Annotated in this window: 13 protein-coding genes; 10 read left to right on the top strand and 3 right to left on the bottom strand. The window is 45.3% G+C overall.

From position 1 onward, the window contains the following. The 6 genes from BUB85_RS22535 to guaA all read left to right on the top strand — a co-directional run. Positions 1-179, top strand: a 179-nt coding sequence (locus BUB85_RS22535) for a transposase (RefSeq protein ID WP_073113127.1), incomplete at its 5' end; no start/stop codon positions are given. A 247-nt stretch (positions 180-426) separates the two neighbouring features. After that, positions 427-1,770, top strand: coding sequence for an MATE family efflux transporter (locus BUB85_RS19185; RefSeq protein WP_073113126.1), 1,344 nt, complete (start codon positions 427-429; stop codon positions 1,768-1,770). A 137-nt stretch (positions 1,771-1,907) separates the two neighbouring features. Then, positions 1,908-2,165, top strand: a complete 258-nt coding sequence (spoIIID, locus tag BUB85_RS19180; RefSeq protein ID WP_073113125.1) for a sporulation transcriptional regulator SpoIIID — start codon at positions 1,908-1,910, stop codon at positions 2,163-2,165. A 208-nt stretch (positions 2,166-2,373) separates the two neighbouring features. Next, entirely contained in the window at positions 2,374-3,732 is a 1,359-nt protein-coding gene (locus BUB85_RS19175; protein WP_073113129.1) for an MATE family efflux transporter, read from the top strand. Positions 3,733-4,042: 310 nt separating this feature from the next. Further along, positions 4,043-5,797, top strand: coding sequence for a molecular chaperone DnaK (gene dnaK, locus BUB85_RS19170; protein WP_073113124.1), 1,755 nt, complete (start codon positions 4,043-4,045; stop codon positions 5,795-5,797). Positions 5,798-6,093: 296 nt separating this feature from the next. Next, positions 6,094-7,641: a glutamine-hydrolyzing GMP synthase gene (gene guaA, locus BUB85_RS19165; RefSeq protein ID WP_073113128.1), complete on the top strand. Its 1,548-nt coding sequence runs from the start codon at positions 6,094-6,096 to the stop codon at positions 7,639-7,641. 84 nt (positions 7,642-7,725) lie between these two features. On the opposite strand, the gene BUB85_RS19160 is transcribed toward guaA, so the two are convergent. Both BUB85_RS19160 and BUB85_RS19155 read right to left on the bottom strand, forming a co-directional pair. Continuing rightward, positions 7,726-8,610, bottom strand: coding sequence for a hypothetical protein (locus BUB85_RS19160; protein ID WP_073113123.1), 885 nt, complete (start codon positions 8,608-8,610; stop codon positions 7,726-7,728). Positions 8,611-8,630: 20 nt separating this feature from the next. Then, on the bottom strand, positions 8,631-9,182 hold the full coding sequence (locus BUB85_RS19155; protein WP_073113122.1) for a helix-turn-helix domain-containing protein: 552 nt from the start codon (positions 9,180-9,182) through the stop codon (positions 8,631-8,633). Between the two features lie 171 nt (positions 9,183-9,353). On the opposite strand from BUB85_RS19155, the gene BUB85_RS19150 reads away from it, so the two are divergent. The 4 genes from BUB85_RS19150 (at position 9,354) to BUB85_RS19135 (ending at position 11,544) form a co-directional block, all read left to right on the top strand. Beyond that, on the top strand, positions 9,354-9,548 hold the full coding sequence (locus BUB85_RS19150) for an ICEBs1 excisionase (protein WP_073113121.1): 195 nt from the start codon (positions 9,354-9,356) through the stop codon (positions 9,546-9,548). After that, a complete protein-coding gene (locus BUB85_RS19145) occupies positions 9,548-10,627 on the top strand; it encodes a site-specific integrase (protein WP_073113120.1) in 1,080 nt (359 codons plus the stop codon). The genes BUB85_RS19150 and BUB85_RS19145 overlap by 1 nt, the downstream gene beginning before the upstream one ends. Continuing rightward, positions 10,617-10,940: a plasmid mobilization protein gene (locus BUB85_RS19140; RefSeq protein ID WP_073113119.1), complete on the top strand. Its 324-nt coding sequence runs from the start codon at positions 10,617-10,619 to the stop codon at positions 10,938-10,940. Before BUB85_RS19145 ends, BUB85_RS19140 begins: the two co-directional genes overlap by 11 nt. Before the next feature lie 85 nt (positions 10,941-11,025). Continuing rightward, on the top strand, positions 11,026-11,544 hold the full coding sequence (locus tag BUB85_RS19135; protein WP_073113118.1) for a CHC2 zinc finger domain-containing protein: 519 nt from the start codon (positions 11,026-11,028) through the stop codon (positions 11,542-11,544). Positions 11,545-11,761: 217 nt separating this feature from the next. Here BUB85_RS19135 and BUB85_RS19130 read toward each other — a convergent pair. Then, the coding region (locus BUB85_RS19130; protein WP_159434610.1) for a tyrosine-type recombinase/integrase at positions 11,762-12,022 on the bottom strand (261 nt) is incomplete at its 5' end.

Raw genomic sequence — 12,022 nt, 5'->3', positions numbered from 1 at the left:
AAGGATCATTTGCTGATACCAAAGAAGATATGTCCTTTCGAAAATATCTGTGTCGCGGAACTGTGAATGTCCTTGCGGAAAGTACCATGATCGCAATTGCTCATAACATCAATAAACTTCACAGAAAAATACAATCCGGTAAAATAGGACAGCATTTATTTGAACTTAAAACAGCATGATTTTTGAACTATCAAAATTCAAAACAACCTTTTCATAGAAGGTCTGGTTCAAGTACGCCCAAAAATCAATATGAATCAGAAATGGAATAAAAAGGACATTTCTGTAGGAAAAAAAGAGCTGCGCACCGCTGAATTTAATCAGCTAGTGCGACAGCCCCTTTATGCGAAGATATAATTAATCGAACGGGGCGTGAAGTACGGTGGGGCGTGCAGCACTGTTCCGGACACATTGGGGAGAGGTTTTCGTATGAAAAAGACTACGGTGATGACGGAGGGAACCATCTGGAAGGAACTCCTGAAATTTTCGATTCCGCTGATTCTGGGTAATCTGTTTCAGCAGCTTTACAATACCGTCGATTCGATCATTGTCGGAAATTACATAGGAAGGGACGCCCTCGCCGCGGTGGGATCCAGCGGTTCGCTGATCAATCTGCTGCTGGCGTTCTGCATCGGTGCTTCGGCGGGAGCCGGTGTTATCATCGCCCAGTGCTACGGTGCCGGTGATGCGAAGGGAATCTCGCAGGCCGTCCATACGACGCTGGCAATCGCGGTCATTTCGGGAATCATAATGACAATTCTGGGGATTCTCGTGACACCGGCGCTGCTGCGCTGGATGGGGACGCCGGAGAAAGTACTGCCGCAATCGATTCAGTATATGCGGATTTTCTTTGGGGGCATTACGTTCTCGGTTATCTACAACTTTGCCGCAGGAATTTTAAATGCGGTCGGAAATTCAGGAAAGGCACTGCAGTATCTCATAATTGCTGCCGGATCCAACGTGGTGCTGGACCTTCTGTTTGTCGTAGTGTTCCACATGGGAGTGGAAGGTGTGGCGCTGGCGACAGACATCGGGCAGTTCCTGTCATTTGTTTTTATCATTCATTTTCTGGTGAAGCATGATGACATTTATCAAGTAAGGCTGAGGGACATCCGGATTGACGGCTATATGGCAAAGAAAATTATCAAGCTCGGGATTCCGACCGGAGTGCAGAACATGGTGATCTCATTCTCAAATGTTCTGATTCAGTCCAGTGTCAACAGCTTTGGCGCGACGCTGATGGCCTCATTTGCCGCGTACACGAAGGTGGATGGATTCAACATTATGCCGGTGATGAGCTTCAGCATGGCGGCGACTACATTTACCGGGCAGAACGTGGGAGCGGGCAGGTATGACCGTGTGAAGCGGGGCATGTGGACGGCAATCTTCATGGGAATCGGCTACACGCTGCTGTCCATGGCGATGATCCTGACCTTCGGGCGACAGATCATAGGCGTCTTTGTGACGGACGCGGAGGTGATTACACTGGGCGTTTATATCATGAAATTTTTCTGCCCGTTTTACTCGATTCTGGCGACGATGCACATCCTTGCCGGGGCAATCCGTGGGACGGGAAAAACGCTGCCGCCGATGTTCATCATTATCTTTGCGCTGTGTATTTTCCGGATCGCGTGGATTCAGCTGGTGGTGAACCGTTATCATGAGATGAAATGGATCTTCGCAGCGTACCCGATCTCCTGGGCGATCGGGGCGGCGATGATGATTGTATATGCCTGGAAGGCGAAGTGGATTCCGCGTGAAAATGCCGGCTAAGCGATACAAAAATGATGCAAAGATGATGTAAAGCTGATGCAAAGATAAAATAAAGACGGGAAGCGGCCGATAATTTGTACTAGAAGAGAAGAACCTCCGCATACATTGTAAAAACAGTGTTTGCGGGGGAGTTTTATATGAAAGATTATATTGAAGAGCGGTGTGCGCTGCTGGCTGGTTATATTGTAGAGAGAAAGGCCACGGTACGGCAGGCGGCGAAACACTTCGGGATCAGTAAGTCGACGGTACATAAAGATGTGACCGACCGCCTGCTGCAGGTAAATCCCGGACTTGCCGCCCAGGTGCGGACAGTGCTGGACACGAACAAGTCCGAGCGTCATATTCGTGGTGGACTGGCAACGAGAGAGAAGTATCTGCATCAGCGTGGAGTGTAAGGATATTCTGGTGGATGGTATGAAAGCGAAGTATTAGAATTGTCTGTGGCATTGTGTTAAAATGTACATAAGGATCTTCTTGCATATTACGTGAAAAAGGAAGATAATACAGGTATTGGGTATGAGCGTTTTTAATATTAGAATGCGGCGGTATGCCTGGCAAAAGAAAGAGGAAAGAATCAATATACGATTTATGGGGAATAAGAGAATGCAAAAGAAAAAGAAAGACCGCAGCCAGTACCTGTTCGATAACCGGGCGCTGGTTGTGTTAATTATACCGTTGATTATCGAACAATTTTTGGCTGTTCTTGTGGGGATGGCGGATTCGATTATGATTGCAAGTGTGGGCGAGGCCGCGGTGTCGGGGGTCTCCCTTGTGGATCAGATCATGGTACTGTTCATCGCTTTGTTCTCCGCACTGGCGACAGGCGGTGCGGTGGTGGCCGGACAGTATCTGGGCATGAAAAATGAAAAGTTGGCATGCCGGGCATCGACTCAGCTGGTGTGGTTTATCACCATCAGCGCGACGGTAATCATGGTCGTGATTTATGCGTGCAAATATTTCATCCTGCATGTCATTTTTGGACCCATCGAGGCGGACGTGCGCGCACATGCCAATACATATCTGATGATCGTGGCGGCGTCGATTCCGTTCATGGCGCTCTATAACGGCGGCGCGGCAATTTTTCGGGCTGAGGGAAATTCCAAGCTTCCGATGAAGGTGTCCATCCTGATGAATGTCATCAACGTGGGCGGCAATGCGTTGCTGATCTACGGATTCCACCGCGGCACGGAGGGGGTTGCAATCCCGACGCTGGTGTCCCGTGTGGTGGCAGCAGTGGTCGTGGTCGCCCTGCTCTGCCGGGAAAAGTATCCGCTGCATATCGAGCGAAGTCTGCGCTACAAGCCGGATGGTCGGATGATCCGGCGGATCATGAGTATCGGCGTGCCAAACGGTATGGAGAACAGTATGTTTCAGATCGGCAAGATCCTGGTTCTGAGTCTGGTATCTTCCTTTGGGACGTACGCCATTGCAGCCAATGCAGTCTGCAATGCAGTGGCCATGTTCGAGATCCTGCCGGGGATGGCGATCGCGCTGGCAATGACCACAGTTATCGCGCGGTGCGTGGGTGCAGGTGAGGACGAGCAGGTGAGGTATTATACGAAAAAACTGGTGTTTCTGACTTACGTCGGCATGTGGGTATTCAGTATACTGACACTGGCATTTCTGCCGATGATTCTGCGTGCTTATAACCTGTCGGACATCACTGCACAGACGGCCACGAAGATCATGATCTTCCACAGTGTTTCCTGCATGCTGATCTGGCCAATCTCATTTGCGCTTCCGGCGACGCTGCGTGCGGCCGGGGATGCCCAGGTGACGATGTGGATCTCCATCGCGTCCATGTGGCTCTTCCGTATCGGTGCCAGCTACGTGCTGGGCAAGTTTATGGGTTGGGGCGTGTTTGGCGTCTGGGTAGCTATGGTGATCGACTGGTGTTTCCGGGCAGTGATGATGCTATGGCGGTATCTCAGCGGAAAATGGCGAGGAAAACGGGCTGTATAGTTTTGCAAATCCAGAAGTCATGTGTTTCATGCGGGCATGAGACACATGACTTCTTAACTTTGGCATCATTTTCATGAGTTATATAAAAATTTATAAATGTTTACACTTCTTTCATTGTATTTATCAGATGGGAATGATACCATCAAAAAGTATAGTGGTTTCAACCTCACCAAGAAAGCTGTCTACAGACAGGCAGAGACAGCTTCTGTGAGGTGCAGAGCCGGGCAGTGGAGCGGATCAGGAATATCCGTTTGAGTTTTAAAGCTATGTTCAGGATGTTATAAAATATGAAAAAAGAGGCTGAAAGAAAATGGGAAAAGTAATCGGAATTGACTTGGGAACTACAAACAGTTGTGTGGCGGTGATTGAGGGAGAGCGCTCTGTCGTAATCCCGAACGCGCAGGGTGGCAGGACCACTCCGTCCATCGTGGCGTACACGGATAAAGGGGACCGTCTGGTAGGCGATGCAGCGAAACGACAGGCTGCGGTAAACGTCAGCCAGACGGTCTCTTCGATTAAGAGGGAGATGGGGACGGACTGCCGGAGAACTCTGAATGGCAAGCAGTATTCGCCCCAGGAAATCTCTGCCATGATCCTGCAGAAGCTCCGTAAGGACGCGGAGGAATATCTGGGCGAGCAGGTATTTGACGCGGTCATCACGGTTCCGGCGTACTTCAATGATGCCCAGCGCCAGGCCACAAAAGATGCAGGGCGTATCGCCGGGTTAAATGTACGCCGCATCATCAACGAGCCGACGGCGGCAGCCCTGGCTTACGGACTGGACAATGGGGAGGCACAGAAGATCCTCGTCTACGATCTGGGCGGAGGAACCTTCGACGTGTCGGTGATCGAGATCGGGGACAGCCTGATCGAAGTGCTGGCAACGGCCGGCGACAATCATCTGGGCGGAGATGATTTCGATACCTGTCTGGTGGATTATATTGTCAAAGAGTTTAAGCGGGAGCACCGCATCAAACTGGAAAAGGATATGACGGCCATGCAGCGCATCCGCGAGGAGGCGGAGCGCGCAAAGATCGCGCTGTCTTCTTCCACCAGCTACAACATCAACCTGCCTTTTATCACCATGCAGAAGGGCGAACCGGTGCATCTCGAAAAGACCATCACCAGAGCGGTCTTCGAGGATCTGACGAAACAGCTGGTGGAGCGGACATCGGGACCGGTGCACGCGGCCATTTCCGATGCAGGGCTGACGCCGGCCGACATCCACAAGGTGATTCTGGTGGGCGGTTCCACAAGAATCCCGGCGGTGGCAGACATGGTTACCAAGCTCATGGGAAGAGAGCCCAGCCGCGGAGTCAATCCGGATGAATGTGTGGCTCTGGGCGCGGCCATTCAGGGCGCGAAGCTTGGAAACCAGCTGATCGTCGGCAGCGCGGCATCTGAGGTGATTCTGATGGATGTGACGCCGTTGTCCCTCTCTATCGAGACCGTGGGTGGTGTGGCAAGCAGGCTGATTGAACGAAATGCTACGATCCCCTGCCATAAATCCCAGATATTCACTACGGCGGCGAACTTCCAGACCTCGGTGGACATCAAGGTCTACCAGGGGGAACGCAAGTTTACCAGAGACAATAAACTGCTGGGAAACTTCCAGCTGTCCGGAATCAAGCGCTCCATGGCCGGGCATCCGCAGATCGAGGTCACATTTGACATTGATGTAAACGGCATCGTGAAAGTGTCAGCGAAGGATCTGGGAACCGGCAATGCGCAGCAGATCACCCTCACCGCCAGCTCAAACCTGTCCGAGGAAGAGATTGAGCGTGCGAGACAGGAGGCGCAGGAATACGAGAATGCAGACAACGCAAAGCAGGAGCTGATCGATATCCGCAACGACGCGGAACAACTTGTGTATAAAGTGGAAGGACTGTTGAAAGAAAAGGGAAGTACACTTGAAAAGGCGGATAAGAAGCGCATCCAGGGCGACTGCAGCCAGCTGAAGAAGCTGGTAGTGAAGAGCTCCGCGGACAAGATTACCGACCGGCAGGCCGGGGAGATCAAAGAAGCTCAGGCGAAGTTGGAGGAGTCGGCTGGAGTACTGTGGTAGCTAGGCTTTTGGAAATTATTATGTGATGTCAGGGCAAAAGAACTTTTGGCTATTACATCATTATATATGGTAGAGATAAAGACTACCACCCAGAACGGATAAAGTCAGCCGCCAGGAACTTTGGATGAAGTTCCTGACGGCTGACTTTCCACAGGATTTTATTGGACTGGGGGTTGTAAATGGTGAGATGCTACTTTATAATAGGGAAAGACAGAATAATCGGAAATGTGTGCAGATGCACAGGCATTGTACATGGATCGGATTATCAATCACTTTTAATTGAGGAGGAAACAATCTTGAAAAATGAATTAGTCATTGTTTTAGATTTTGGCGGACAGTATAATCAACTGGTTGCGCGTCGTGTACGAGAGTGCAACGTTTATTGTGAGATTTATTCTTACAAAACAGATATAGAAAAAATTAAGGCCCTGAACCCCAGGGGAATCATCCTGACCGGAGGGCCGAACAGTTGCTACGAGGCAGACTCACCGACCTACAGCGAGGAACTGTTCAAGCTGGGGATTCCAATTCTGGGACTCTGCTACGGCGCACAGCTGATGATGCATGTACTCGGGGGCAAGGTGGAGCGCGCCGATGTACGTGAGTATGGTAAGACAGAGGTTATCGTGGACAAGCAGACCTCCAAGGTGATGACAGGAGTTTCATCTCCGACGATCTGCTGGATGAGCCACTTCGATTACATTTCCAAGGTGGCACCGGGATTCGAGATTACATCCCACACCGCAGACTGTCCGGTTGCTTCCGCAGAAAATGAAGCAGAACAATTATACGCGATCCAGTTCCACCCGGAGGTGTTGCACACTGTAGAGGGCATGAAGATGCTGAGCAACTTCGTTATAAATGTATGCGGATGCGCCGGTGACTGGAAAATGGACGCATTTGTAGAAGAGTCCATCCAGGCAATCCGCGAAAAAGTAGGCGACGGTAAAGTTCTCTGTGCCCTGTCCGGCGGAGTTGACTCCTCCGTAGCAGCGGTCATGTTATCCAAAGCAATCGGAAACCAGCTGACCTGCGTATTCGTAGACCACGGTCTTCTCCGCAAGGACGAAGGAGATGAAGTAGAGGCAGTCTTCGGACCAGAAGGTCCGTACGACCTGAACTTCATCCGTGTGAACGCGCAGGAGCGCTATTACACAAAATTGGCCGGAGTATCCGATCCGGAGACAAAACGTAAAATCATTGGCGAGGAATTTATCCGTGTCTTCGAAGAAGAGGCAAAGAAGATCGGTGTCGTAGACTTCCTCGTGCAGGGAACTATTTACCCGGATGTGGTAGAATCCGGACTCGGTGGAGAGTCGGCAGTCATCAAATCACATCATAATGTCGGTGGATTGCCGGATTTCGTAGACTTTAAGGAAATCATAGAGCCGCTTCGAGACTTGTTCAAGGATGAGGTTCGTAAAGCTGGATTAGAACTTGGTATACCGGAAAAATTAGTCTTTAGACAGCCATTCCCGGGTCCTGGTCTTGGGATTCGTATTATCGGTGAAGTAACGGCTGAGAAAGTGAAAATGGTGCAGGAGGCGGATGCTATTTACCGCGAGGAGATGGACAAGGCCGGCATGAACAAGACGGTCGGACAGTATTTTGCGGCACTGACAAATATGCGGAGCGTTGGAGTTATGGGAGATGAGAGAACCTATGACTACGCGATTGCGCTGAGAGCGGTGAATACGATCGACTTTATGACGGCGGAGAGCGCCCAGGTGCCTTGGGAGGTACTGCAGAAAGTGACCAGCAGGATTGTCAATGAAGTGAGTCACGTGAATCGAGTGATGTATGATCTGACGGGGAAACCGCCGGGGACCATCGAATTCGAATAAATAGGAAAATCGCTACAAAGCTTGTATTTATAGGCTTTGTAGCGATTTTTATTTTTGCGTTGGGTACGATTTGGGTACAAAAATTTATTTTATTTTCATTCTGCTAAAAATCAAGGGGTAGTATTCAAAAAATGTTATTATGTCTATTAGTTTATTTTTGTTATTCGTGTCCAAAGAAACTAATGCAGGAAGGACACTAAAGGAATGTAAATGGTCATTTAAAGAATTATTATATTGTTGTAGAAAAATAGCTAGAAATAAGTGCTCACTTTGACTAATTCCAGATATATTTCTTTTTACTTGTTTTAAATCTTTGATAAGTAATGTTCCTGCATTATCAAAATTCCATATTTTATCAAAATCTAATAAGGGAGAAGAAAACGAAAAACTCCAAATATTTCTAAGTAGATGTTCATAAGTGTATTTTTTATATTTGGAATTAATTTTTAATTGAATTTTAGCCGATAAGTTAATTAGATAAGTCATATAAGCTACTATATCGTGATAATTCAATGGCTTGGTTTTTTGCTGTAGGTGCATAAAAAGTAATTCTGAGTTGGCATCGTCATGTGTAATTGTATTACGAGTTTTTGAAATGATTTTTGTTAGTTTTTCGTCTATGGTAATATCAATAGATAAGATATCTCTAAAGAAAAATAAATACTCCAGTAATGTTTCACAAGAATATTTTCTGATATATCTATTTACAGAATGCAATATGATATCATGTGTTGATGAAAATGAAAGTAATTCTTGTTTTTCAATAGAAAAATTTTTGTCCATTTTTTCGGGAAAAGCAATGAGATAATACCGCAGAATTTCGGTAATAATGCTTTCAAACGTGGAGTAAGAATACAAAAATGATGATTTGATAGAATTTTCATTCATATCGGAAATAGTTTGAGTTATATCCTTTGTTTTGCCATTTATAAGAGTATCAATATCCTTACATACAAAAAAACGTATCATAATATATCTTCACCTCACCTCTACTTTTCATTTTTCGGATTCAATCCAATCTTATCCATAAAATCATCATGTGTCTTTTGCATCTGTAAATCTTCTGGGCATGGTTCGGATCCAGGATAAATATCCATCCACATATTGAAATCAGCTTCTGCTTTCAGAAGTGCTTCGCCTCTTTGCTTCACATCTTTGATTTCATTGCATTCTTCCACTTCTTTTATATATTTCTCATAGCGACGAAACCAAGATCTCATCAAGGTCAATGTACCAAAGCTAATTCCGACAGCATCGTTGCCCTCATCATCTTTACATTCAAATAAGTGCCCGTTGTATTGACGGAACACTTGGAATAATCTGTGCATGGCTTTTACACCATCAAAATCAGAATTGTTAAGAACCTCTACATTTACAGCCAATGCTCTTGCAATAGCTTCAAGGGACTTTGGTTTGGGATTGCGTCGACCACTTTCGTATGCACGAATATATGCTTCGCTTGCACCGACTAACTCACCTAACCGCTTCTGCGTTAGTTTTCTTTCTTGTCTGATTCTTCTTATATTTTCCCCGACAGTCATAACGACCTCCTGTTTTTGTTGCCAATAGTATGAACAGAGTATACCATACATAACGAAAAAAATAAAGAAAAAGATATTGACACGAAACAAATGTTGCGATATCATACAAATACAACATAGCGAAACAAATGCTGCGGTACAGAAACAATAAAAGAAAAGGAGGTAAACAGTATGAGCGAAAAAATCTATTACAGTGCAAATGAAATTGCAACAATGCTTGGAATCAGCATGGGAAAGGCTTACAAGATTTTAAGAGAAATGAATGAGGAATTATCTGCAAAAGGATTTCTTACAATCTCTGGTAAAGTGCCAGTAGCCTATTTCAAAGAGAAATGGTATGGAGCAACTAAGGAGGTGGTCGCATAATGAGTTGTAGTGCAAAAAAAGACCCAAACGGAACATGGCATATTCAATATCGGTGGACTGATTGGACTGGTACAAAGAAGAAGTCGCAGAAACGTGGGTTTAAGACTAAGAAGGAAGCGGAACAATGGTATGCACATTTTATTTTACAACAATCTTCTGATCCAACTATGCCCCTGAATGACTTCTGGGAGATTTACAGGGATGATATGAAAAAGAGACTTCGGAAAACCACAATGAAGCAAAAGGAATATGTAATGAATGATAAGGTTCTTCCTTATTTTGGTACAACTCCAATCAATGAAATTACAGCACCGATGATTCGTAAGTGGCAGGGAGAAATGATGGCGAAAGGTTTTAAGCCTACTTACTTGAAAACCATAAATAATCAGTTGAATTCCATTCTGAATTATGCGGTAAACTTCTATGATTTACGTTCTAATCCCTGCCGAAAGGCTGGCAGTATGGGAAAGAGCAAGGCAGACGAAAGACCTTATTGGACTTTGGAGGAGTTCAGAATGTTTGCTGATGCGGTGATTGATAAGAAAGATACATGGGTTGCGTTTCATATTCTTTTCTGGACAGGGATTCGATTAGGAGAGTTACTGGCACTGACTGTATCAGACATCAATTTTGAAGATGGCACACTTACGATTGATGAATCACTGGCAAGGCTGAATGGAGTGGATATTATTACTGATCCAAAGACAGAAAGCTCTAAACGTGTGATTACCATTCATCAGGAATTGCAGGATATTTTAAGAGAATATATTGCTGGTATTTATCGAGCAAGACCGACAACACGATTGTTTGCAGAAAGAACCAAAAGTTATTTTGAGCATGAAATGGAGCGCGGAATTAAGCGGTCTGGTGTGAAAAAAATCACAGTCCATTGTGCCAGACACAGCCATGCCAGTATGCTGGTTCAGTTAGGTTTTAGTCCGATAGAAATCGCAAAACGTCTTGGTCATGGCAAGGTTACAACAACCATTGAAACTTATTGTCATCAGTCAATGGATGCACAGGTTAAGATTGCAAATCGACTTGGAGAAGTGGAGAGAGGTGGAGCAGATGGCTTGTAGAAGGGAAGATAGAGAAAGATGTCATACGATTGCGTTCTGGCTTAGTGAGGAAGAAAAAAATGAAGTGGAAGCAAAAATTATTTTGTCGGGTTTACCAAAAGGGGAATATTATAGACGTTCCATATTAGGACAGGAAGTATCTGTTACAGCAGGTAATTATATGTCAAATCGTGTAGCGATTGTATTAGAAAATATCCTGCAACAGATAGCGGATGGAAGAACAGACGAAGAAGCACTGTTAATAGAACTCATAAAGCAGTTGTTGGCAAAAAATGAAAATGCCCCTGCTACAAACAAGGGCAATTCACAGTAACTAAGAGATAGACTCTTTGCTACAAAAATCTCGCAAATTTATTATAGCAGAGCCTATCTCCAATGAAAAGAAGGAGATTGATAATTTGAGTATTTTTACAGAAGTAAAAGAACGTATTACCGCCAGAGAGGTGGCAGAGTTTTACGGATTAAAGGTAGGAAAAAAAGGTCTTGCCTGCTGTCCATTCCACAATGATAAACATCCGAGTATGAAGATTGATAAATTCTATTATTGTTTTGCCTGTGGTGCAAAAGGGGATGCAATCAATTATGTGGCTGATATGTATGGATTAACACCCTATGAGGGTGCAAGAAAGATAGCGGATGATTTTCATATGATACTGGAAGCAGATGCGGATATAGATGAAGAAACAAGAAAAAAGGTATTGGAAACAGCAAGAAAAAAGGAGGCAGAGAAAAAACGTATTATTCGTATTCAGAACCAGTTTAGAGAATGGTGTAATCAAAGAATCGAGGAATTGAAGTGCAGTATGCAGGTAATAGAAGCTGCTAAACAATTCTTCCGAAATAAGCCACCAGAGATAATTCTGGAATCCAATGATTTTGCAATATTGCTTCATAGTGAACCGATTGTGAATTACTGACTGGATGTTTTATGTCTGGAGAGCATGGAAGTGAAACAGGAGTTATTTGTGAAGGACAGGAAGGAGCTTCCTGTATACTTTAAAGAGTAAAGGGAATTGACCAAAAAGAATACCTCAGGTAATTATTCCTTGGATTAGATTATTCGAGGAAATAGCAAAAATATTAGGGGAATCCAATGCTGTCACTCAATCTCCTCGAATAATCTTCGGTTTATATTTATTTTAGAAAACCAGGAACATTGCTTATTGTATGTGTCTCATTTTCGGCTTTCGTTTCAGGGAACCACTTTGAAGACCAGTTTTTTAAATCTCTGTCCATCTTTTGCTGTGACAGGACAGCATACAGAGATGTGGTATACACCGAGGAATGGCCGAGAAATGTGCGGATCACCTCCATTTCAATCCCAGATTCAAGCATATGCGAAGCGGCTGTCCGGCGCATCGTGTGAGGGGTATAATTGCCAGCTTTAAATTTATC

Origin of the sequence: Hespellia stercorisuis DSM 15480 (assembly GCF_900142165.1) — a bacterium.
Taxonomy (GTDB): domain Bacteria; phylum Bacillota; class Clostridia; order Lachnospirales; family Lachnospiraceae; genus Hespellia; species Hespellia stercorisuis.
Note: the sequence above shows the minus strand (reverse complement) of the source record. Positions and strands in the feature narration are given on the sequence as shown.